We start from the raw sequence: 21,942 nt of genomic DNA, 5'->3' as shown, positions 1-21,942 counted from the left end.
CACGGCTTTCCCCGTCCCCGCTCGGGGAACGTTCGGGACGACGAGAGGCTGCCGCAACATTCGGGTGCACGTGAGCCGGCAGCGGTCAGCATCATGCCCCGGCGCCTTGCCCGCGGCCCGGCCGCTCCAGCGACCGTGACCACGCCCTCGCTCACACCGGCAGCCTGATCACCTGACGCCGGGCCGGCGTCCGGACCCGCTACCGGCACCGGCACCGGCACCGGCACCGGCACCGGCGAGCCTGGTGCCCTGATGGCAACGTGAAACGGATCGTCCAGCGGGCCGAGGATGTCACTCCCTTCGTCCACTCACGCCTGGCATGCCCGCTCACGCCGGACACGCCCGCTCACCGACGGGTTCGCCCAGCGGGGAGAGCCGCTTCGGCAGGTGCTCGACCTCCGGCCGGAACAACGTGCCTCGATCAGAGGGAGTTCGTCTTCGTGGCCCGGCCAGGCCGCCCGGTGGGTCGGACGCGGGTGGCCCGGCAGTACCGGGATCAGCCCTGGTAGCCCACCAACGCCATCATTCCGGCTTCTCCGTGGTAGGCGTTGTGGCAGTGCAGCATCCATTGCCCCGGGTTGTCCGCGTCGAAGAACACCGACAGCGTCTTCTTCGGCAGGACGATCGCGGTGTCCTTGCGCGGGCCGCCGCTGCCGATCTGGTAGGTGTGGCCGTGCAGGTGCATCGGGTGCCACATGGTGGTGGTGTTGACGAAGTCCAGCCGTACCCGCTCGCCTTCCTCGACCGTGATCGGGTTCGCGGTCGGGTTGTTCATGTCGAAGCGTTCGCCGTTGATGGCCCAGTTGTACGTCATCATGCTGCCGGTCAGCTCGATGCGGTGGACCCGCTCCGCCTTCCTCGTCGGCAGCCGCACGTCGTCCGCAGCGCGCAGCCTCGCTGCGGTCGTGATCATTCCGTCCAGTTCCTTCGGGCGGGTCGTCGGCTTCGGCGCACCGCCCGAGCCGGTGCGGACCAGAGCCATACCGCCGGCGTTCTTGCCTTCCGCCAGTGCGACGAGCGGGAAGACGCCGTCGTCCAGGGTGACAAGGGCGTCGTAGCGCTCGCCCATGCCGATCAGCACGGTGTCGACCTGCTGCTGCCGGATCGGGAATCCGTCGGTGTGGGTGAGGGTGAGCTTGTGGCCGCCGAGGGCCACGCGGTAAGCGGTGTCGCCGCCGGCGTTGATCAGGCGCAGCCGGACCCGCTTGCCGGGCCTGGTGCGAAAGACGTCCGGGTCGGCCGGGACACGGCCGTTGATCAGGTGGTAGGGGTACCTCACATCACCTGCGTCACCCCCGAGCAGTGGGCTCTGGGCGCCCATCATCATGAACTTCATCGACATGCCGCCGCTGGAGGAGGGGGACGGTGAGCTGCTCGTCATGCCCGTGTCACTGCTCATGTCCCGCATGTCCATCCCGCCCATGTCTCCCATGTCGTGGCCCTCGTGGCCGGAGGAGGTGGACGAGCTGGACGAACTGCCGGAGTCGTCGCCCATGTGCATCCCGCCCATGCCCCGCCTCAGCTCGGCGAAGGCTTCGTCCGGGGTGCCGGTGACGCCGTCGAGCCAGTCGTCGAGGACGATCACCCACTCCTCGTCGTACGACAGTGGCTCCCTCGGGTCCTCAACGATCAAGGGTGCGTACAGGCCCCGGTCGAGCTGTACACCGACGTGCGGGTGGAAGAAGTAGGTGCCGGGGGCGTCCGCGGTGAACCGGTAGGTGAAGTTTCGTCCTGCCCGGACGACGTCCTGGGTGGCCGGCGGTACGCCGTCCATGTCGTTGCGCAGGGCGATGCCGTGCCAGTGGACGGAGGTGGTGGCTCGGTCCGGCAGCTGGTTGGACAGCGTGGCGGCGAGCGTGTCGCCAGCCGAGAGGCGCACTTCCCTGCCCGGCATCCGACCGCTGAAGGCCCACGTACTGGCCGTGGTCCCGGCGCCCAGGTCGACCGTGGCCCGGGCTGCGGTCAGGGTCAGTTCGTGTGTCCTGCCAGTGCTGGTGCGCTTTTTGTCGGCGGCGACGACAGCCGGTCCGGAGGGGCTGGTCAGGGCGGGCGTGTTGCTGGAGTCGCCGCAGGCGGCGAGCGTGCCCGCGCTCGCGACGCCGAGCCCGGCCAGCAGGACGGATCGGCGGTTCATGCTGTTCACAGAGAGTGTCCTTGTCTCGATATCACCGGTGTTCGGTCGCGTACGGGCATGACTGGGCGCAGGTGTGGCGCGCTCAGCCGTGAGTGCGGCCTACAGCAGCAATCGAGAGAGAACCGAATCGGGTGGTGCCCTGCCCGTCGTTCCCGGGACGTCCCGGCCGGCGGCTGCTCCGCGGTGGAAGGCCGGAGCCCAGCCGGTGACGGGCTGGTGGGGAGGCGCGAGCTTCAGGCTGTCGACGCCCACGGCGGAGCAGTGCTGCATCGCCGTACTGGAGCATGCCCCGTCATCCTCGGCCGCAGTCGCGGGCGCGGGCGTGGTACCGGGCGGGACGTTGTGCCCGTTCGTGTGCAGGGGCGCGGTCGGCGGGGGCGCGTGGTGCATCCCCGTGAAGCTGCTTGTGTCCGCGGTCCCCGTCGGCGGCACGTGGGTGATGGCCGCGGCCGTCTCGTGGTGTACGAGAACGGCGAGCACCGTCGCCATCGCGATCACGGCAGCGCGTGTCCACCGGAGCATGGCACCGTGAGCCGCGCCTCCTCGGTGAGCGACTGTCGTCATGGCTTCCATCCGCGCTCGAGCTGTAACGGCCCGTCACCGTCAATATACCCGGGAGGGGTAATCCGGCTCCTCCCCTGGCGGGTCGCTCTTCAGCCTGCGCTCGGGTACCCCTACCAGGTAGGGGCTGAACGGCCCACCGGTCCCGGGCCGTCCGGCCCCGGACCACCGCACCGGGCAGAGCAATGATGGACGTGAAGGCAATGAGTCGCCGGGAGCCCTCCCAGCGCCCGGTCGCCGACAAGCCGAAGCCGAAGCAGGTGAGTGGCGATGATGTTCTGGTACGCCCACGGTATGAACGGGTGGGGCTGGTTCGGGATGTCGATCGGCATGGTCGCGTTCTGGGCACTGGTCGTCACGGCCCTCGTGCTGGGTTTCCGCGCCGTCAACCGGCCCTACGAACACACCCACGCCCCCGCCGTACCCACACCGCAGCAGATCCTCGCCGAGCGGTTCGCCCGCGGGGAGATCGACGAGGAGGAGTACCGGCGCCGCCTGGGCGTGCTGCACGTCGGCCCTGCCGCCAAATCCTGAATACCCGGCCGCGCCCTGTGCGGCCTCGGCCTTCCGCTGAGGGAGGTTCGTGATGAACGGCAGGCGCAACTACGCCATGTACGCGCTCGCCGCAGCGATCGTCGTCGTCGGCGGCGCCCTGATCGTCGGCCAGCGGGCAGGCCGCGACGAGAGCGAGCCACGCCAGGCCCTCCAGGGACACGATGATGTTCTTCATGATGAAGGGCATGCACGACCAGGGCATGCACGGCGGCCACGATCAGCACCGTGACGACCGGGACGAGGACCCGCTGCGCAAGCACGACCACCCCACCGGACCGGGTCCGCCCCGACCGGCCCGGGTCCGCCCAGGGGGTGAGTGCCGAGGCTGCTGTCATCGCCCACGCCGACCTCCGGCCCGCCTGAAGGCCGAGGTGACGAACCGAGCCACGTCGGCCTTCAGGCGGGCCGGTGAGTCGGATGGCGGTATCACCGTGGCGAGCGCTCCCGGGTACGGCGAACCTGGGAACGCCGGCCGGTCTCCGGCCGCGCCTGCCCACAGCAGCCTCGCTCCCGAAAGGCCGTCCCCGTATGTCATTCACCTCTCCGCACCGGGGCCGCACCGCACTTGCCATGGGCAGCGCCTGCGCCCTGCTCACCCTGGCCGGGTGCTCGAGCGGTGACGGCACCGGCCCCGCCACCACGAGCGCCTCATCCGCCGCGACCGGCACGAGTCCTGGCGGGACGAGGATCGTGATCGAGAACTTCGCCTTCAGCCCGGCGAACCTGCGGGTGCGTCCCGGAGCGAAGGTCACCGTCGTGAACCGGGACTCGGCCGCACACACCGTGACCGCCACCGGGGACAAGGTCTTCGACACCGGCACCATCGGGGGCGGAGCGACCACCACGTTCACCGCTCCGTCCACTGCGGGCAGTTACTCCTACCTCTGCACCATCCATCCGAACATGAAGGGCACCCTCGTCGTGACGTGACGCCGGAGGGGGTCCCGACCTCTGCCCGAGTGCGCGGGGCTGGCCCCCGCGGGCAGGGCGAGGACGCCCTGCTCCCCCTTTGTCCCACTGGCCGCGGCCGGCACCCCGTGAACGGCCGGTACCGGCGGCAGCTGTGATGGGGGCAGGGCTTGGCAAGGGCCGCTACCCTGCGCCTCCAGGCTGCCGGGTCAACAGTGAGCGCAGCTCCTTCAGCGCGGCCTCGGTGACGTCCGGCTCGTCGAGGACCAACTGATGCAGCACGAGGCCCTCCAGAGCGGCGAAGACCAGCCGGGTCAGGGCAGGGCTGGTGCCTTCGGGCAGGCTGCGGAACAGTTCCCTCTCCGTGGCCTGGAAGTACTCGTCGTACAGCGCGCGGATCTGCGGCAGCAGCTCGGGCCTGCGCCGGGACTCGAGCATGAGTTCGTACTGGAACGTCTGCAGGGCCGGCTGGCGGGTGACCATGTCCGCCAGTCCCGCCGCGAAGTCCGCGATGTCGCCCGTGCCGGGTTCCAGGGAACTCGTACTCGCGCTGGTGCGCACCGCGTGCTCGAGGGCTGCCTCGATCAGCGCGTCGCGTGAACCGAAGTGGTGCACCACGAGGCCGTGCGTGACACCCGCTTCCTCCGCGACGGCGCGATAGGTGAGCTTGCGCAGCCCGCCCCGGGCCACGACACGCACGGCCGCGTTGAGCAGGGCCTCGCGGCCGGTCCCGTAATCCACCCGCTTGCGGGGCCGGGCGGGTGGCTTCTCGGCGGAATCGCTCATGGGCGCGACCCTACTCGTACGCCGGGACCGGCAGACCGCCGCAGGGGGTCAACGCCTCGGCGGGCGGATGCCGCGGAACTCCCCGTCGCCACCGAGGACGGCGGACAGCACCTCCTCGACGGTCTCGTCCTGATCCTGGCGCCGTGCCGGTCCGCGAACTCCGCGATGTTCCCGGCCGGTTCGGGATCCCCGGGGAAGCCCTACGACCCCCGGCACGTCCCGCGGCGCCGAATTCACGGGACCGAGTCGGCGTAGCACCTACGGGTATCGGCCAGGACGTCCGGGGTCGGTATCGGAGCGGACGGTGGCCGGATTCCGGGGCGGACGGTGGCGGCCTCCACAGTGCTTGGGCCACGCCCGGCGCCGGGCCGTAGGATCTCGGTTGCCGGGACCACCAGGTTTAACACATGTGTTCGAATGCCGGCAGGGCCGTTCAGGCATGAGCGGAAGGTGCCGACGGCACCTTTTCTGGAGGGAGCGGGAGTGGCGGAGAGTCCGGCGCAGGGGCGGAAGGGCGGCCCCGCGGCGCCCCAGTTGCGGCTGGATGAGCTGCTGGAGGGCCTGCAGGCACAGGTGGCACAGGTTCGCGCGACACGGGACCGAGTGCACACGCTGCTGGACGCGGTCCTCGCCATCGGCTCCGATCTGGATCTCGATGTGGTTCTGCGCCGCATCACCGAGTCTGCGGTCACCCTCGTGGACGCCCGGTACGGGGCCCTGGGCGTGCTCGGCGAGGAAGAGAAGATCCGGCAGTTCATCACGGTCGGCATGGATGAGGACACCATCCGCACGATCGGCCACTATCCCGACGGCCAGGGCATCCTCGGGCTGCTGATCCGCGAGCCGGAGCCACTGCGCCTGGCCGACCTGGGCCGCCACCCCGACTCGGTGGGCTTCCCCGCCGGGCACCCACCGATGACCACCTTCCTCGGGGCGCCGGTGCGCGTGCGCGACCAGGTCTTCGGCAACCTGTACCTGACCGACAAGAACGGCGGGGCGCAGTTCGACGAGGACGACGAGGCCGTGCTGCGCACGCTCGCTGCCGCGGCCGGCGTCGCGATCGACAACGCCCGCCTGTACGAGGACTCGCGCCGCCGGGAGCAGTGGCTGGCGGCGAGCAGCGACCTGACCCGCAGTCTGCTGTCGGGCACCGACCCGAACCAGGTGCTGTACAAGGTGGCCTCCACCGTCAGGACTCTGTCCGGAGCGGATCTGGTGACGCTGGCGGTGCCGTTCGACGGCGGAGACGAGCTGGTGATCGAGGCCGCCGACGGCGAGGGTGCCGAGCAGGTCCACGGGCTGGTACTGCCGGTCACCACACTGGCCGCGAAGGTCTACCTCTCCAACGAACGGATCACCAGCAGCGCCTTGTCCGACGAACCGCAGGCCGGGGGCGGCTCCGCGGCGCAGATCGGCCTGGGGCCCGGCTTCCTGCTCCCCCTCGGCGGCGGCGAGCACGCGCGCGGGGTCCTGCAGGTCGCCAACCTGCCCGGCGGCCCGGAGTTCTCGGACACCACCATGGCCATGATCAGCAGTTTCGCCGACCAGGCCGCGCTGGCCCTGCAGATCGCCGAGCACCGGCGCGAGGCCGACCACCTGCTGGTCCTGACCGACCGCGACCGCATCGCCCGCGACCTGCACGACCTGGCCATCCAGCGCCTCTTCGCCTCCGGACTGACCCTGAACTCGGTGCTCGGCCGGGTGTCCGACCGGCCTGAGGTGGCCGAGCGGGTCCAGCGGGTCGTCGACGACCTCGACGACACCATCAAGACCGTGCGAGGCACGATCTACGCCCTGCGCGAGCGCGACCGCTCCGACGGGCGCGGCGGGCTGCGCGCGAAGCTGCTGGCCGAGACCGACCGGGCCGCCGCCGTACTCGGCTTCGCCCCCGCCCTGCGCATGACCGGCCTCCTGGACACCGACGTGCCCGCCGACCATGCCGAGCACCTGTTGGCGGTGTTGCGCGAGGCGCTGTCGAACGCCGCCCGGCACGCACACGCCTCCGCCGTCGAGATCACCGCCGAGACCGACGGCACCCGGCTCCGGCTGCGCGTCGCCGACAACGGAACCGGCATGGCCCCGGCCGTCGACCGCCGCAGTGGCCTGGACAACCTCCGACAGCGCGCCGCCGACCTCGGGGGCAGCTTCACCCTCGAGCCGAACGATCCCACCGGCACCATCGTGGAATGGACGGTGCCACTCGCCGTGGCCTGAGCCCCGTAGACCGTGATCGTTCCGGTCACGGTGGGCCCGGTCGTGTAAGCGCGCCCGCCGGACGCCGGTCCGGCGGGCGGTCCTGGCCGTCCTCGCGGGCCCCGTGCTGGGCCAGGTCCCGCAGCCCTTGCCGCTCGGCGCGGGGGTCCTGTCAGTCCAGCCGGACGGTGAGCAGGACGAGGGTGTCGCTGTCGGCGATGAGCCGGTGACGCTGATCGGGGATGGCCACGAGGACGTCCTCCCGCAAGTCCCATTCCCGCTCGGCGGTGGCCAGTCGGGCTCGGCCGGCAAGGCAGATCAGGGTCGCGGCGCCGGGGGCCTGGTGCTCGGCGAGTTCACGTCCCGCTGTCAGGGCCAGCAGCGTGGTTCGCAGTCCGGGCACGGCTACGACGGTGCGTGCGGCGCGCCCGGAGCCGGCCGTGCGGGCCTCGGCCAGCAGGTCCTGGCCCAGATCGCGCAGTGGCACGACCGCACCGGGTCCGTCGGGTGTCGAGGTCATCGGGTGCGCTCCCATCCCCGGCGCGGCGCGCGGGCTCCGAGCTGGACGTCGCGGCTTCGGTAGACGATGTAGGGGCGGGTCAGGTAGCCCACCGGCGCGGTGAGCATGTGGACGAGCCGGGTGAAGGGCCAGGCCGCGAAGAGCAGCAGGGCGCTGATGGCGTGGAGCTGGAACAGGACGGGCGCGCCGGTCATCCGGCCCGGGTCGGGCTGGACGTAGAAGATGCTGCGGAACCACGGCGAGATGGTCTCGCGGTAGTCGTAGCCGCCGCCGACGACGTTCGCGGCCACGGTGGCGGACAGGCCGAGCACGATGGTCAGGGCCAGGGAGACGTACATGGCCTTGTCGTTGCGGGTGGTGGCGGAGAAGACCGGGCCGACGGTGCGGCGGCGGTAGATCAGGATGGCCAGCCCGCCGAGGGTGGCGACGCCCGCGATCGTGCCGAGGACGACCGCGCCGATGTGGTACATGTGTTCGCTGACGCCGGCCGCTTCGGTCCAGCTCTTGGGGATGACCAGGCCGCCGATGTGGCCCAGGAGCACGACGAGGATCCCGAAGTGGAACAGCGGGCTGCCGATGCGCAGCAGGCGGTTCTCGTAGAGCTGGGAGGAGCGTGTGGTCCAGCCGAACTTGTCGTAGCGGTAGCGCCAGACGTGGCCGAGGACGAAGACGGCCAGGGCGACGTACGGGAGAACGACCCACAGCAGAATGCCGCCGGTGCCGGCCTCCGCCGCCAGGGTGAGGGGCTGCGCGGGCGCGGTCATCGGGGACCTCCTACGACGGGGTCGGGCAGGAACACCGGGGATGCGTACGGGTCGAGGCCGACCTGTTCCTCGGGCGGGCCCTGGGCGGCCAGCCGCAGGACGGCTTCGCGGTCGTCGCCGGCGAGGGCGGGCAGGGTGGCCGAGACGGAGTCCAGCACGGGTGCCCAGGGCGAGCCGTCGTCGTCGAGGGCCAGGCGCAACAGCTCCAGGCCCGCGCGGTGCTCGACGAGCAGTCGGTGTCCGGCTTGCGGGTCGGTGGCCGCGAACTCCAGGACGACAGCGAGGTGGTCGGGCAGTTCGTCGTCCCCCAGGCGCCATCCGGCCGCGGCGTAGGTCTGCTTCAGCCGCAGCAGGGCGAGGCCGCGCTTCCTGGTGTCGCCGTGCGCGTAGTACGTCAGGTACAGGCAGCAGCGTTTGCGGTGGTCGAAGGTGGCGACGTACGCGGTGGCCAGGTCGGCGGGGGCGTTCTGCTCGGCGTGTGCGGCGAAGCGGAGCAGGGGGCGGGCGACCGGCTCCGGCAGGGTGGCGGCGACCCGGCGGGCCAGGGCCAGGCGCTGCTCGAACTGCTCGTCGGGATAGGCGAGCAGCAGGGACTGGGCCTGCCAGGCATGCGCGTGCCAGGACTGGGCGCGGGTTGCGCGCTTGGTCTTCTTCATGGCTTCGGCTCGACCTCCCCACCGTCGGCCCCACCAGCGCCGGAGCCGCCGGGTGGTTGGTCCGGGAAGAGGCCGGGCGGGGAGCCCTTGCCGTCCCAGTTGAGGAGGTTGACTCGGGTGGCCTTGTCGGTGGGGGTGGCCGGGTTGTCGGAGGTCTGCCGGTCACGCAGGACGTGGAAGTTCTCCACCGCGATCGGGGCGGCGCCGCCGGAGGTCTCGCCGAAGGGACCGGAGCCGCCCATGCCGGGGCCGCCCTCGTAGTCCAGGCTGCACTCGGTGGCCAGCTCCTCGAGCTTGTGGGCCTGTTCGGCGTGGGCGGGCGGGATGACGTACCGCTCGTCGTACTTGGCCAGGGCCAGCAGCCGGTACATGTCGTACATCTGCTCCTCGCCCATCCCGACCGCCTCCGGGATGGACGCGTCCGGCTCACGGCCGAGGTTGATGTCGCGCATGTACGCGCGCATGGCCGCCAGGCGGCGCAGCACGGCGTCCACCGGGGCCGGGTCGCCGGCGGTGAACAGCTGGGCGAGGTAGTCGACGGGGATGCGCAGGGCGTCGACGGCGGCGAACAGGGTGCGGTGGTTCTCGGCGTCCTGGCCGGTGTCGCGGACGGCGTCGACGACCGGGGACAGCGGCGGGATGTACCAGACCATGGGCAGGGTGCGGTACTCCGGATGCAGCGGCAGCGCCACCTTGAAGGTGTTGATCAGGGCGTGGATCGGGGAGCGCTGGGCGGCCTCGACCCAGTCCCTGGGGATGCCCGCCCGCTCCGCCTCCCGCACGACGTCCGGGTCGTTCGGGTCGAGGAAGACCTTCCGCTGTGCCTCGTACAGGTCGGTGTCGTCAGGGGTGGAGGCGGCCTGAAGGACGCGGTCGGCGTCGTACAGGACCAGGCCGATGTAGCGCAGCCGGCCGACACAGGTCTCCGAGCAGACGGTGGGCAGGCCGACCTCGACCCGCGGGAAGCAGAAGGTGCACTTCTCCGCCTTGCCGGTGCGGTGGTTGAAGTAGACCTTCTTGTACGGGCATCCGGTGACGCACATCCGCCAGCCGCGGCAGCGGTCCTGGTCGACGAGGACGATGCCGTCCTCCTCCCGCTTGTAGATCGCGCCGGAGGGGCATGAGGCCGCGCAGGACGGGTTGAGGCAGTGCTCGCAGATCCTGGGCAGGTAGAACATGAAGGTCTGCTCGAACTCGAGCTTGATCTTCTCCGAGACCTGGTTCAGGAGCACGTCCTTCTCGCCGGTCGCGGCGGAGTTGCCGAGGTCGTCGTCCCAGTTCGCCGACCAGGAGATCTTCATGTCCTTGCCGGTGATCAGGGACTTGGGGCGGGCGACCGGGGTGTGCTCCTGCAGCGGTGCGTTGGTCAGGGTCTCGTAGTCGTAGGTCCAGGGCTCGTAGTAGTCGTCGAGTGTGGGCAGCACCGGGTTGGAGAAGATCGTGATGAGCTTCTTGAACCGGCCGCCCGCCTTCAGCGCGAGCCGGCCCTTCTTGTTCAGCTCCCAGCCGCCGCGCCATGTCTCCTGGTCCTCGTAGCGGCGAGGGTAACCCTGGCCGGGCCGGGTCTCGACGTTGTTGAACCACACGTACTCGACGCCGGTGCGGTTGGTCCACGCCTGTTTGCAGGTGACCGAGCAGGTGTGGCAGCCGATGCACTTGTCGAGGTTCATCACCATCGCCATCTGGGCCATGACACGCATGTCAGTACTCCACGTCCTGGTTCGTGCGACGGCGGATGACGGTGACCTCGTCGCGCTGGTTGCCGGTCGGGCCGAGGTAGTTGAAGGCGTAGGACAGTTGCGCGTAGCCGCCGATGAGGTGGCTGGGTTTGATCAGCAGCCGGGTCAGGGAGTTGTGGATGCCCCCGCGACGGCCCGTGGTCTCGGTGCGCGGCACGTCGATCAGGCGGTCCTGGGCGTGGTGCATGTAGACGGTGCCCTCGGGCATGCGGTGCGAGACGATCGCGCGGGCGGCGACGACGCCGTTGCGGTTGACCGCCTCGATCCAGTCGTTGTCCTCGACCCCGACCTTGGCCGCGTCCTGGGTGCTCATCCAGATCGTCGGCCCGCCTCGGGACAGCGACAGCATGAACAGGTTGTCCTGGTACTCGGAGTGGATGGACCACTTGTTGTGCGGGGTCAGGTAGCGCACGGTCACGCCGAGCTCGCCGACCTCCCCCACCCGGGGTTCGCCGAACAGCGCCTGCATGTTCAACGGTGGCCGGTAGACGGGCAGTTGCTCGCCCAGCGCGGTCATCCAGTCGTGGTCGAGGTAGAAGTGCTGCCGTCCCGTGAGGGTGTGCCAGGGCTTGAGCCGTTCGACGTTGACGGTGAACGGCGAGTAGCGGCGCCCTCCGGTCTCCGATCCGGACCACTCCGGCGAGGTGATGACCGGCACCGGGGCGGCCTGGGTGTCGGCGAAGGTGATCTGCTTGCCCTCGTGCTCGGCGGCCAGATCGGCCAGTCGGGTCCCGGTACGCGCCTCCACGGTACGGAAGCCCTGAGTGGCCAGGTGCCCGTTGGTGGTGCCGGACATCGCGAGGATCGCCTCGCACGCTGCCACGTCCCGGGCGATGGACGGCCTCCCGTCGGCCGCCCCGCCGCGCACGGTGCCGTTCTTGTGCCGCAGGTACTCCAGCTCGCGCTCCAGCTTGAAGGTGACGCCCTTGGTGGTGGCCCCCAGGCTGTCCAGCAGCGGTCCGAGCGCGCCCATCTTGTCGGCAACGGCCGCGTAGTCGCGTTCCACCGTGATCAGCTTGGGCATGGTGCGGCCGGGCACCGGCTCGCACTCGCCCGCCTTCCAGTCCCGGACGCGCCCGTGCGGATTGGCCAGCTCGTCCGGGGTGTCGTGCAGCAGCGGCGCGGCCACCACGTCCTTGCGCACGCCCAGATGCCGGGCGGCCTGGTGGCTGAACTCCTTCGCGATCGTGTGGAAGGCGTCCCAGTCGGTGCGGGTCTGCCAGGGCGGGGCGATCGCCGGGTTGAACGCGTGCACGAAGGGGTGCATGTCCGTGCTGGACAGATCGTGTTTCTCGTACCAGGTCGCGGCCGGCAGCACCACGTCCGAGAAGACCGTGGTGCTGGTCATCCGGAAGTCCAGGGTGAGCAGCAGGTCGAGCTTGCCCTCGGGGGCCTCCTCCCGCCACACCACGTCCTTCGGCCGCGCCTGTGGCGGCGCCTCGGTGGCGCGCACCGATGCGTCGGTGCCGAGCAGGTGCTTGAGGAAGTACTCGTTGCCCTTGGCCGAGGAGCCCAGCAGGTTGGCCCGCCACACGGTGAGCACCCGTGGGAAGTTCTCCGGGGCGTCCGGATCCTCGCCCGCGAATCGCAGGCGGCCCGCCTTGAGTTCCTCCACCACGTGCGTGCCCACATCACGGCCCGCGGCCTCGGCCTCGTCGGCCAGGCCGAGCGGGTTGCGGTCGAAGGTGGGGTAGGAGGGCATCCAGCCCATCCGGGCCGACTGGGCGATCACGTCGGCCGTGCTCTTCCCGGCGAAGGGGCCGCCGCCGCCCGCGGCGGCGAGGGTGTCGGCGGAGAACGGGTCGTAGCGGAACTGGTCCCCGTGCAGATACCAGTAGGCGGTCTGGATCATCTGCCGGGCCGGCCGGTTCCAGTCGGCCGCGGTGGCGATGGCCGAGTAGCCGGTGATCGGCCGGACCTTCTCCTGACCGACGTAGTGTGCCCAGCCGCCCCCGTTGACGCCCTGACATCCCGTGAGCGTGGTCAGGGTGAGGAAGGCCCGGTAGATGGTGTCGGAGTGGAACCAGTGGTTGGTGCCGGCCCCCATGATGATCATGGAACGGCCGCCGGACTCCTCCGCGTTGGCAGCGAACTCCCGGGCGATACGGGCCGCCCGGTCCGCGTCCACGCCCGTGATGGCGGCCTGCCAGGCGGGGGTGTACGGCTCCTGCGCGTCGTCGTAGCCGCCGGGCCACCTGCCGGGCAGGCCGTCGCGGGCCACTCCGTACTGGGCCAGCAGCAGGTCGAAGACGGTGGTCACCAGCTTTCCGGCGACCCGGCGTACCGGCACCCCGCGCCGCAGCCGGCCCGCGCTGCCGTCGGGGACGTCGAAGCGAGGCAGCTCGACGGCGACCGGTGCCTCGTCGCCGCCCTCGGCGGACAGCAGCGGGTCGACGCCTGCGAGGTCCAGGTTCCATTTCCCGGCGCCCGCATCGCCGTAGCGGTCGCCGAGCGTGCCGTTCGGCACCACCGGCTGCCCGGTGGCCGCGTCCAGCAGCACGGTACGGAACTCCGCGTGCTCGGTCGCAGCAGCCTCGCCGCCGAGGTCGGCGGCGGTCAGGAACTTGCCCGGCGTGTACGTGCCCGGTTCTCCCTCGGCCTCGTCGAGGGTGACCAGGAAGGGCAGATCCGTGTACTGCTTGACGTAGCCGGTGAAGTACGAGGTGGACCGGTCGACGAAGAACTCCTTGAGGACCACATGCCCCATGGCCATCGCCAGCGCGCCGTCGGTCCCCGGCTGGGCGGGCAGCCACTCGTCGGCGAACTTCACGTTGTCCGCGTAGTCCGGAGACACCGCGACGACCTTCTGGCCGCGGTAGCGGGCCTCGGCCATCCAGTGCGCGTCCGGCGTGCGGGTCACCGGCAGGTTCGAACCCCACATGATCAGATAGCCGGCGTCCCACCAGTCCCCCGACTCCGGCACGTCCGTCTGGTCGCCGAACACCTGAGGTGAGGCCACCGGCAGGTCCGCGTACCAGTCGTAGAACGACAGCATCACCCCGCCGAGCAGGGAGTAGAACCGCGCGCCGGCGGCGTGCGAGACCATCGACATCGCCGGGATCGGGGAGAACCCGGCCAGCCGGTCCGGGCCGTACTCCTTGATGGTGTGCACATGGGCGGCGGCGACCATCTCGGTCGCCTCGTCCCAGTTCGCCCGCACCAGGCCGCCCTTGCCGCGCGCCTTCTTGTAGCGGCGTGCCTTCTCCGGGTCGGAGACGATGTCCGCCCAGGCCGCCACCGGGTCACCGAGGCGGGCCTTCGCCTCGCGGTACATCTGCAGCAGCACCCCGCGCACGTACGGGTAGCGCACCCGGGTCGGCGAGTAGGTGTACCAGGAGAAGGCGGCTCCGCGAGGGCAGCCGCGCGGCTCGTACTCGGGGCGGTCGGGGCCGACGGACGGGTAGTCGGTCTGCTGGGCCTCCCAGGTGATGATGCCGTCCTTGACGTACACCTTCCACGAGCAGGAGCCGGTGCAGTTCACGCCGTGGGTGGAGCGGACCACCTTGTCGTGCGACCAGCGGTCCCGGTAGAACTCGTCGGCCTGCCGGCCGCCCTTCCTGTGCAGGGTGCGCAGGTCGTCGGAGACCTCCGCCCGGGTGAAGAACCGGCGGGAGCGCACCAGGGCCTCCGCCAGATCGCTGTCCATGCCTGCCCGTCCCGGGCTGATCTCCGCGCTCACCGTGCACTCCACCCCGGGCACCGCAGGCCCGTTCGAAATCGTGATCGGTTCCGGCCGGAAACGACTCTATGGCCTCCTCCCACTCGAAGGTCAACAGCCACACCACGAACCACCTGCGGCTCGGCAAGGATCGTCAGCGTCCGCGGGCGGTCGCCCGGGCTCCACGAAGCCGTACCACCGACCGGACTCCGCGCCCCCGCTCGGCAGGAACGGGGGCGCGGAGTCCGGTCGGTGTGCTCATGAGGGGACGGGATCGCGGCCAGGTCAGGCGGCCGGCCGGGACAGCGCGCCGCCCGCCTCGGTGCGCACAGCCTCGACCGCTTCCCACTCCTCGGTGCTCAGGTTCGCCAGTGCGGCAGGAAAGACGCCGTCCTGCTCCTTGAGAATGTGGTCCCGCAGCAGGGCCATCGCCTCCATCAGTCTCTGCGGCCAGGCCGGGTCCGAGGGCGTCGCGCCGTCGGCGGCCTCGTCGAGCACCGACTCGATGCGGCGGTGCTCGGCCTCCAGGACGGCGATCTGGTCGGGGAAGTCCCCGGCCAGAGCGGGGAACAGGCCGTGCTCCTCCACCCGGGTGTGCGGGCCGAGCACGGCCACGATCTCCCGGGCGACCTCCGCCATCCCGGCCACCCCGCCCTCCTGGTGGGCGGGGAGCAGGTGGCTGATCAGGCGGACCACCTCGTCGTGTTCACGGGTCAGCTCGTCGATCGACGCCAGGGACTGGCATCCGCAGTATTCGCACACCGGCTCTTCTCCCTGTCCTTCGTTTTCCCTGGTCTCGTCGGGTCGGGGTCAGGCGGTGGTGCCGGCGGTGCGGTGCCCGCGCCCGCTGCCGGTGCGCGGCTTGCGCTCGCCGTCCTCGGCCGCGGTACGGACACCGGTGAGGGTGAAGGCCAGGGCCGCGGCGGCGACGACCGCGAGCAGCACGAGACCGGCCGCGTACGTCCCGTACTCGCCGTACAGCGAGCCCATCACCAGCGGCGGCAGGAATCCGCCCAGCCCGCCCGCGGCACCGACCACGCCGGTGACCGAGCCGACCTGGTTCGCCGGGGTCCGCAGGGCCACCAGGGCGAAGGTCGCCCCGCTGCCCGCGCCGAGCGCCCCGGCCATGGCCAAGAACGCGATGGTCCCCACCGGGGCCAGCGCCGGGGTGAACGACTGCACGACCGCGCCGGCCACGACCACGGCCAGCGACCCGGCCAGCACCCGGACCGGACCCAGCCGGTCCGACAGCCAGCCGCCGATCGGCCGCATCGCCACCGCCAGCAGCACGAACCCGGCCATACGGTTCGCGGCGTCCGCCTGGGTCAGCCCGTAACCGGTCTTGAGATAGGTGGGCAGATACACCGAGAAAGCCACGTAACCGCCGAACGCGACCGCGTACAGCGCGGACGCCTGCCAGGTGATGCCCAGCCGGGCGGTGGCGGCCAGCCGCCGCGCCAGCGGCTCGCTCGGCACGGTACGGCCGGGCGCGTCACGCAGCAGCAGCGCGGCAGCCACGGCATACACCGCCAGGACCGCCGCGGTGATCAGGAACGGCGTCGCCATGCCGCGCGCGTCGACCAGCTTCACCGTGGTCAGGGCACTGATCGCGGTACCACCCATACCGGCACCGAACACACCGATCGCCAGGCCCCGCCGCTCGGGCGGGAACCACGCGTTGACCAGCGGCACACCCACAGCGAAAGCGGTACCGCCGATCCCCAGGAAGAACCCGCCGACCAGCAGCGCGGCCAACGAGGAATGCCCGGCCAGACCGAGGTAGAGCACCGGCACGATGGTCACCGCCGACACGATCGGGAACATGACCCGGCCACCGAACCGGTCGGTCAGCGCACCCACCGGGATCCGCCCCAGAGAACCCACCACCACCGGCACCGCCACCAGCAACGACTGCTGAAACGACGACAGATCCAGACCGTCCTTGAACCGCGGGCCCAAGGGACTCAACAGCGCCCACGCCCAGAAGTTCACAGCGAAACCCACCGTGGCCAGAGCCAGCATCAGCCACGCCCGGCCGGACACCGGAGCACCCGCCGACGCGCTCCCGCTCCTCGACTTCAACGACTGGACCATGGTGTCCGTCCCTTTCCTCTGCCCGGTGGTACCGCACCACGCGACCACACCCAGCAGGCCCCTTGCCTGCCCAACGGCATCCGCAACCACTGTCCGCAACCACCACCACCGGCATGGGCCAAGAGTCCCTACCGACCGCCGAACAGACCCCCCATTCGGGGCCCAGCCGTCCCACCCCCACCCAACCACCCCGCCCGCCTCCCCACTCCTCAACCTCCCCGCTCCTCAGCCTCCCCGCCTCCCCGCCCGCCCGCGCACGGATCGCCGACCCGCCCTACCTGCCTGCCTGCCCGCGCACGGGTCGCCGGCCCGCCCGCCCTGCCTGCCGGCCTGCGCACGGGGGCCGCCAGGCCCGCCCTGCCTGCCTGCCTGTGCACGGGGCCGCCAGGCCCGCCCTGCGCGAAACAGGGACCCCGGGTCGGCGCTCCCGACGGATCACCGGAAAAGGTGGGCCGGTCGGCCCTACCTCCACGCAGCACCTGCGGGGACCCTGGACCGATGTCCCAGAACGACGCCTTTCGCGCACTCGACCGGCAGGAGTGCCTGCGCCTGCTGGCCAAGGTGCCCGTCGGCCGCGTGGTGTACACCCGGCAGGCACTGCCCGCGGTCCTGCCCATCAACTTCTCCCTGGACACCGACGCCTCCGTCCTGCTGTGCACCTCACCGGACTCGGACCTCGCACGCGCCATCGACGGCGTCGTGGTCGCCTTCGAGGCGGACGAGTTCGACGCGGCCACCCGCTCCGGCTGGAGCGTGGTCGTCACCGGACGGGCCACCGTCGTGACCGACCCCGCCGAACACGAACGCCTCTCACACACCGGCCCCAGCTCCTGGATGCCCCTGCACAACCCGGCATTCATACGCATCAAGTCCGAGATGGTCACCGGACGCGAACTCACCGGAGCGCACGTCACGCGGTAAGGCGCACCCCCGAGCGACCGCTGGTTTCCGCGGAGGGCTCGGCGCCGCTCGATGACTCCCTTCGTCTCGGCTGCGGGTCAGGTGGCGGGCAGGGCGGTGGCCAGCAGGACGACGCCGAGCGAACCGACGAGAGAGACCACCGCCAGGATCCGGGCGAGTTCGGCACGGCCCTTGGCGTGGGCGATGCCGTGCCCGCCCGCGGCGGCCATCACCACGACGAACAGGGCGAGTTTGGTCGCGAGGGTGCGTCCGTAGCCGGGTTCCGCGAGCGAGGCCCAGGTGACTCCCGTGTGCCAGGCCATGGCCCAGCCCGTGGCCAGCTGCGCGGGCAGGAACACCCCTGCGGTCAGCATGCCGAACCGGCGGCCCGCCGCGGCGGTGAAGGGGTCCTTGGCCTCCGGTGCGAGCAGGTGACGGGCCAGCGGCAGGACCACCAGCGTCAGGGCCAGTTGGCCGCCGACCCACAGGGCGGCGCCGGCCACGTGCACGAACCGCACCAGGGACCACCAGCCGACGGTGTCCATCAGCCGCTCACCTCCACCATTCCGTGCGCGCCGGCTTCGGCGTGACGCATGTCGTGGTCGACGAACGCGTAGTGGCCGGCTTCGGGGAACGTCGTCTCGACGAAGCCGCCCTGCGCCGTGGCCAGGTCCAGCACCTGCGAGCCTCCTGCCCCGCCGGGCTTGAGCAGGTAGGCGCCCTCCTTGTACACGGTGTCGAAGACGGTGCCGACGATGTGGAAGGCGATGCCGTCGGACGGGCCGGCGGCGATGACCCAGAAGCGGGCCCGCTCTCCGGCCCTCACCTTCAGGGGCCGCTGCTCGTACTGGTTGGCGACGCCGTTGAACACCCAGGCGTCGGGCATGTCCTGACGCATCTTCGCCACCTGGGCAGCGCTGCCCGGCGTGCCGAGGTAGAGCTCGGAGGAGACCAGTACGTACTCGTGGTCGGCCTTCGCCAGGCCCGGCGGGTCGATGATCACGGCGCCGTACATGCCGTTGCCCATGTGCTGGAGCATGGGTGCGGTGCTGCAGTGGTACAGCCACGCCCCGGCCCTGTCGGCGCGGAAGCGGTACACCAGTCGCTCGCCGGGCTGGATGGTGCGCATGGGCTTGTCGGGGGCGAGTGAGCCCGCGTGGAAGTCGATGCCGTGGCCCATGCCCGGGTCGTCGTCGACGAGGGTCACCTCGAAGACGTCGCCGACCTTCCCGTGCAGGGTGGGGCCCGGTGCGGTGCCGCCGAAGGTCCACATCTGCTGCTTCACACGCGGGGCGACCTCGACCGTCGCACGGGCTGCGTGCAGTTCGACCTTGTGGACCGTGCCGCCGGGCGCCGGGGCCAGGTCGGCGGTGCGCTCTTTCCAGCCCTTGGTGAAGTCGGCGGACAGGTCGAGAGCGGCACCTTTCGTGGCGGTCATGGAGTGGCCGTCGTGCGCGCTCGCCCCGTCGGCGGCGCCGGTGACGACGATGTCCATGGTCATCCCGGCTGCCCGGTGGCCCGGCAAGGTGCACCATGCCTCGCGGTTCTCGGTGACCGGTCCGAGCTCGAGTGTGCGGGTCTGGCCGTGGGCGAGCATCGGAGTGGTGGGCCCGTCCTCGACCCTGAGGTCGTGGCGCTGGGTGTCGGTGTTGGTGATCTTCAGCTTCAGGGCGGTGCCCGCGGTGACCTCGATCCGGGCCGGGCGGATGCGCATGTCGGCGAGGGTGACGGCGACGGTGTGGGTGATTCCGGATCCCGCGCCGTGCGCTCCGGCGCCGCTCGCCTCACTGCCGGTGTCCCCGCCGCTGTTGGCCACGAGCACGGCCAGCACGATCAGGACGGTGCCGGCCGCGGTGCCCCACAGGACCGGACGCCGTGACGCCCCGCCCTGTTCCGCGTCCCGGCGAAGGCCCCGTCCGCCGCGGACCAGTACGCGTACGACGAGGGCGAGGAAGACGGTCCCGGCCCCGCCGGCCAGCAGCATGCCCGCCGTCCGGAAGGCGTGGGGCAGCGGCAGCGCCGGCAGGGCCACGCCGAGGTTGAGCGCGCCCACCCGCGCCACCCAGCCCCGTTCGAGTACCGCCCGCAGCGAAGCCCGCTCCTTGGGACCACTGGACAGCACGATGGGCAGCAAGTAGGTGAGGGCTCCGATGAGGACCTGCGCGACGAGGCCGACGAGCAGTACCGGGAGAAGGGAGCCGATGTCGTCCCGGACCGCGGCGAGCGGCCGTGCGGCCAGGAGCACCAGGTCCACCGTGACGCCGACGCACAGCCACCCCATGGCGGCGGCCAGCATCCATGCGGCGGCTGCGGAGATCGCGGGCCGCCTGTGCACCGTTCGGGCGAACAGCTGCGCCGCGACGGCGACACCGGCCGCGTAGAAGGCGACACCGCATGCTGCGGCGGGGCGCGATCCGGCTGACAGCCCGGCGACGGCGGTCAGCAGGCCGCCCCCGGTCAGCACCAGCACCCGGCGTGCCGACCGGGTGGTGCGCTCGGCCATGCGCACGCCCAGCACGGTGGGCCAGAGCATGAACAGCGTGCCCAGCACGGGCAGTCCGATCCAGCCGAGGAGCGTGACGTGCACGTGAGCCAGCTTCAGGCCGCTGTAGTGCTCCGCACCGGCCTTGCCGGTGGCCAGCAGCCAGCCCAGCACCGCGCCGACGACCAGTGCCGCCGCGGCGGCCCGGTAGTAGTCGGCGATCGGGGCGAGCCTTCCGCCCAGCGCGCCCCGGCCCATGCGGACCAGCACCGTCAGGTGCGCGCCGACTGCGGCGATCAGCAGTACGCAGCCGACGCCGGTCAGGACGGACCGGTCGGCCCACACACCGGTCAGGACACCCAGCGTGCCGATGTTGACGCCGGCCAGCCGGGCGTCGCTCCAGCGCCGGTCCGGTGGCCGGGCGTGGAGCATGGCGACGGCGAAGTGCTCGCTCCACACCACGATGGCGGTGGTGGCGGCACCGAGCAGGAACAGGTGGATGGCCAGCCAGCGGGCCACCGGCAGCGTCTGCTGGATGCTCGCCGCCGACAGTGCGAGCACCACCCAGACCGCGACCAGGATGTGGGCGCCCAGGTGGCGGCTGCGCAGGCCGGACGCCTTGAACCTGCTGGGCGGGTGGCCACCGCCCCCGGCCGGGTCATCGTTCTTGCTGTACACGGTGCTCCTTGCCGCCTTCTGCGGCGGTCGGACCGGGACGGGCCGGCGAGGGATCGCCCGTGTCGCCGGACAGCAGCGCGGCCAGTTCCCGTTGGTGTGGGAAGGAACCGGGGACGTAGCCGCACCACGGTTCCTCGGCGAACGGATCGCCGGTGACGCCGTAGGCGCGGGAGCGGGAGCCGCCGCAGACCCGCCGGAACTCGCATTGCCCGCACCGGCCGCCGAGCATGCCGTCGGCGCGTAGGCCGGTGAACAGCGGTGAGGTGCGGTAGATCGACGTCAGCGGCGACTCGCGCACGTTTCCCGCGCTCAGCGGCAGGAAGCCGCTGGGGTGCACGGTGCCGGTGTGGGAGACGAAGACGAAGCCGCGGCCCGCGTTGACGTCCAGCGGCGGACGCCGGACCCGGCGCGTGGCGGCGTCCAGGCCCAGGACCGCGGCCCTGTCGGTCAACTCCTGGTACAGCGGCCCGAGTCCGAGCACCGCCACGTGGTCGTCGCCGGTGGCGGCGAGGATCTGGCGCTGCAGGGCGACGCGGCGGAAGTGGTGGGCCTCGGTGGTCTTGGCGGGCACCGCCAGGCCGACGTCGTGGACGAAGTTGAGGACGTCCTCCACCTCGGCGGGGGTCAGTGCGCCGAGGGTGCGGCCGCGGCCGGTGGGCACCAGGAAGAAGGCGCTCCACAGCATCGCCCCGTGGTCGGCGACCAGGCGGACGATGTCGGGCAGGTCGTGCAGGTTGTGCCGGGCGACCGTGGTGTTGATCTGCACTCTCATCCCCAGGGCGCGGGAGGTGTCCCAGGCGTCCAGGGTCCAGCGGAACACCCCGGGCACCCCGCGGAAGGTGTCGTGGATCTCGGCTGTGGAGCCGTCCAGGCTGAGCGAGAGGCCGGACGCGCCCGCCGCGTGCACTTCCCGCAGCCGTTCCTCGGTGAGCGTCGGCGTGCCAGAGGGGGAGACAGCGACCCGGACGCCCGCTTCCCTGCCGTACGCGATGAGTTCGCACAGGTCGGGGCGCTGGAACGGGTCGCCGCCGGTGATCACGAACAGTGGGGCGGGCTGCCCGAAGTCGGCCACCTGGCGCAGCAGGTCCTTGGCGGCCGCGGTGTCCAGTTCTCGCGGGTCGCGGTCGGGCACGGCCTCGGCCCGGCAGTGCAGGCAGGCCAGCGGACAGGCCCGGGTGGACTCCCAGATGACGATGAACGGGCGCTCGGCCGCGTCGTGCCGCTGGCGCCGGATGGCGTGGGCGGGGGCGCTCATCGCACGGCCCTTCCGAGCGCCCTCGCGCTGTGTCCGGCCGCCCTGGAGTCAGGGCAGA

At 71.4% G+C, this 21,942-nt stretch carries 18 protein-coding genes; 5 read left to right on the top strand and 13 right to left on the bottom strand.

Annotated elements, in window-relative coordinates:
* Window positions 1-496: 496 nt before the first annotated feature.
* Both C6376_RS35840 and C6376_RS35835 read right to left on the bottom strand, forming a co-directional pair.
* Complete coding sequence (locus tag C6376_RS35840) at window positions 497-2,143, bottom strand: multicopper oxidase family protein (protein ID WP_107447219.1); 1,647 nt, start codon at window positions 2,141-2,143, stop codon at window positions 497-499.
* A gap of 90 nt (window positions 2,144-2,233) precedes the next feature.
* On the bottom strand, window positions 2,234-2,623 hold the full coding sequence (locus C6376_RS35835) for a hypothetical protein (protein ID WP_159083357.1): 390 nt from the start codon (window positions 2,621-2,623) through the stop codon (window positions 2,234-2,236).
* Window positions 2,624-2,965: 342 nt separating this feature from the next.
* Here C6376_RS35835 and C6376_RS35830 point away from each other — a divergent pair, with 342 nt between their 5' ends.
* The 3 genes from C6376_RS35830 (at window position 2,966) to C6376_RS35825 (ending at window position 4,180) form a co-directional block, all read left to right on the top strand.
* Entirely contained in the window at window positions 2,966-3,229 is a 264-nt protein-coding gene (locus tag C6376_RS35830) for an SHOCT domain-containing protein (protein WP_173985799.1), read from the top strand.
* Between the two features lie 52 nt (window positions 3,230-3,281).
* Window positions 3,282-3,479: a hypothetical protein gene (locus C6376_RS44080; RefSeq protein ID WP_159083356.1), complete on the top strand. Its 198-nt coding sequence runs from the start codon at window positions 3,282-3,284 to the stop codon at window positions 3,477-3,479.
* A gap of 299 nt (window positions 3,480-3,778) precedes the next feature.
* Window positions 3,779-4,180 (top strand): cupredoxin domain-containing protein, encoded by a 402-nt coding sequence (locus tag C6376_RS35825; RefSeq protein ID WP_173985798.1) that lies wholly within the window; start codon window positions 3,779-3,781, stop codon window positions 4,178-4,180.
* Window positions 4,181-4,342: 162 nt separating this feature from the next.
* Here the strand turns inward: C6376_RS35825 and C6376_RS35820 are convergent, their stop codons facing one another.
* Window positions 4,343-4,945 (bottom strand): TetR/AcrR family transcriptional regulator, encoded by a 603-nt coding sequence (locus C6376_RS35820; RefSeq protein WP_107447217.1) that lies wholly within the window; start codon window positions 4,943-4,945, stop codon window positions 4,343-4,345.
* A 534-nt stretch (window positions 4,946-5,479) separates the two neighbouring features.
* Here C6376_RS35820 and C6376_RS35815 point away from each other — a divergent pair.
* Complete coding sequence (locus C6376_RS35815) at window positions 5,480-7,159, top strand: GAF domain-containing sensor histidine kinase (RefSeq protein WP_107449380.1); 1,680 nt, start codon at window positions 5,480-5,482, stop codon at window positions 7,157-7,159.
* A gap of 151 nt (window positions 7,160-7,310) precedes the next feature.
* Here the strand turns inward: C6376_RS35815 and C6376_RS35810 are convergent, their stop codons facing one another.
* From C6376_RS35810 to C6376_RS35780, 7 genes are all read right to left on the bottom strand, one after another.
* Entirely contained in the window at window positions 7,311-7,658 is a 348-nt protein-coding gene (locus C6376_RS35810) for a cupin (protein WP_107447216.1), read from the bottom strand.
* Window positions 7,655-8,422: a respiratory nitrate reductase subunit gamma gene (gene narI, locus C6376_RS35805; protein ID WP_107447215.1), complete on the bottom strand. Its 768-nt coding sequence runs from the start codon at window positions 8,420-8,422 to the stop codon at window positions 7,655-7,657. The genes C6376_RS35810 and narI overlap by 4 nt, the downstream gene beginning before the upstream one ends.
* Window positions 8,419-9,078, bottom strand: a complete 660-nt coding sequence (gene narJ / locus C6376_RS35800) for a nitrate reductase molybdenum cofactor assembly chaperone (RefSeq protein WP_107447214.1) — start codon at window positions 9,076-9,078, stop codon at window positions 8,419-8,421. Before narJ ends, narI begins: the two co-directional genes overlap by 4 nt.
* Window positions 9,075-10,778 carry a nitrate reductase subunit beta gene (narH, locus tag C6376_RS35795; protein WP_107447213.1) on the bottom strand — a complete coding sequence of 568 codons (1,704 nt, stop codon included), beginning with the start codon at window positions 10,776-10,778 and terminating at the stop codon, window positions 9,075-9,077. Before narH ends, narJ begins: the two co-directional genes overlap by 4 nt.
* Before the next feature lies 1 nt (window position 10,779).
* Complete coding sequence (locus tag C6376_RS35790) at window positions 10,780-14,463, bottom strand: nitrate reductase subunit alpha (RefSeq protein WP_107447212.1); 3,684 nt, start codon at window positions 14,461-14,463, stop codon at window positions 10,780-10,782.
* Window positions 14,464-14,760: 297 nt separating this feature from the next.
* A complete protein-coding gene (locus C6376_RS35785) occupies window positions 14,761-15,237 on the bottom strand; it encodes a hemerythrin domain-containing protein (RefSeq protein ID WP_107447211.1) in 477 nt (158 codons plus the stop codon).
* Window positions 15,238-15,285: 48 nt separating this feature from the next.
* Window positions 15,286-16,497: an MFS transporter gene (locus C6376_RS35780; protein ID WP_254076437.1), complete on the bottom strand. Its 1,212-nt coding sequence runs from the start codon at window positions 16,495-16,497 to the stop codon at window positions 15,286-15,288.
* Between the two features lie 570 nt (window positions 16,498-17,067).
* Here C6376_RS35780 and C6376_RS35775 point away from each other — a divergent pair.
* Window positions 17,068-17,490: a pyridoxamine 5'-phosphate oxidase family protein gene (locus tag C6376_RS35775; protein ID WP_107446358.1), complete on the top strand. Its 423-nt coding sequence runs from the start codon at window positions 17,068-17,070 to the stop codon at window positions 17,488-17,490.
* Between the two features lie 77 nt (window positions 17,491-17,567).
* Here the strand turns inward: C6376_RS35775 and C6376_RS35770 are convergent, their stop codons facing one another.
* From C6376_RS35770 to C6376_RS35760, 3 genes are read right to left on the bottom strand one after another with little or no spacing between them, the layout of a single operon-like run.
* Window positions 17,568-18,014 (bottom strand): hypothetical protein, encoded by a 447-nt coding sequence (locus C6376_RS35770; protein ID WP_107447209.1) that lies wholly within the window; start codon window positions 18,012-18,014, stop codon window positions 17,568-17,570.
* A complete protein-coding gene (locus C6376_RS35765) occupies window positions 18,014-20,629 on the bottom strand; it encodes a multicopper oxidase domain-containing protein (protein WP_216825645.1) in 2,616 nt (871 codons plus the stop codon). Before C6376_RS35765 ends, C6376_RS35770 begins: the two co-directional genes overlap by 1 nt.
* On the bottom strand, window positions 20,610-21,884 hold the full coding sequence (locus C6376_RS35760) for a TIGR04053 family radical SAM/SPASM domain-containing protein (RefSeq protein ID WP_107447208.1): 1,275 nt from the start codon (window positions 21,882-21,884) through the stop codon (window positions 20,610-20,612). The genes C6376_RS35765 and C6376_RS35760 overlap by 20 nt, the downstream gene beginning before the upstream one ends.
* Between the last annotated feature and the right edge of the window lie 58 nt (window positions 21,885-21,942).

It is taken from the genome of Streptomyces sp. P3, assembly GCF_003032475.1.
Taxonomy (GTDB): domain Bacteria; phylum Actinomycetota; class Actinomycetes; order Streptomycetales; family Streptomycetaceae; genus Streptomyces.
This window is presented reverse-complemented; position numbering and strand designations above follow the sequence as displayed.

Excerpts from the sequence above, each read along its gene's own strand:
- C6376_RS35780 (WP_254076437.1), bottom strand. The coding sequence starts at position 16,497 with ATGCTGGCTCTGGCCACGGTGGGTTTCGCTGTGAACTTCTGGGCGTGG.
- C6376_RS35820 (WP_107447217.1), bottom strand. The coding sequence starts at position 4,945 with ATGAGCGATTCCGCCGAGAAGCCACCCGCCCGGCCCCGCAAGCGGGTG.
- narI (WP_107447215.1), bottom strand. The coding sequence starts at position 8,422 with ATGACCGCGCCCGCGCAGCCCCTCACCCTGGCGGCGGAGGCCGGCACC.
- C6376_RS35770 (WP_107447209.1), bottom strand. The coding sequence starts at position 18,014 with ATGGACACCGTCGGCTGGTGGTCCCTGGTGCGGTTCGTGCACGTGGCC.
- C6376_RS35825 (WP_173985798.1), top strand. The coding sequence starts at position 3,779 with ATGTCATTCACCTCTCCGCACCGGGGCCGCACCGCACTTGCCATGGGC.
- C6376_RS35760 (WP_107447208.1), bottom strand. The coding sequence starts at position 21,884 with ATGAGCGCCCCCGCCCACGCCATCCGGCGCCAGCGGCACGACGCGGCC.
- narH (WP_107447213.1), bottom strand. The coding sequence starts at position 10,778 with ATGCGTGTCATGGCCCAGATGGCGATGGTGATGAACCTCGACAAGTGC.
- C6376_RS35830 (WP_173985799.1), top strand. The coding sequence starts at position 2,966 with ATGATGTTCTGGTACGCCCACGGTATGAACGGGTGGGGCTGGTTCGGG.
- C6376_RS44080 (WP_159083356.1), top strand. The coding sequence starts at position 3,282 with ATGAACGGCAGGCGCAACTACGCCATGTACGCGCTCGCCGCAGCGATC.
- C6376_RS35835 (WP_159083357.1), bottom strand. The coding sequence starts at position 2,623 with ATGGCGACGGTGCTCGCCGTTCTCGTACACCACGAGACGGCCGCGGCC.
- narJ (WP_107447214.1), bottom strand. The coding sequence starts at position 9,078 with ATGAAGAAGACCAAGCGCGCAACCCGCGCCCAGTCCTGGCACGCGCAT.
- C6376_RS35810 (WP_107447216.1), bottom strand. The coding sequence starts at position 7,658 with ATGACCTCGACACCCGACGGACCCGGTGCGGTCGTGCCACTGCGCGAT.
- C6376_RS35790 (WP_107447212.1), bottom strand. The coding sequence starts at position 14,463 with ATGGACAGCGATCTGGCGGAGGCCCTGGTGCGCTCCCGCCGGTTCTTC.
- C6376_RS35775 (WP_107446358.1), top strand. The coding sequence starts at position 17,068 with ATGTCCCAGAACGACGCCTTTCGCGCACTCGACCGGCAGGAGTGCCTG.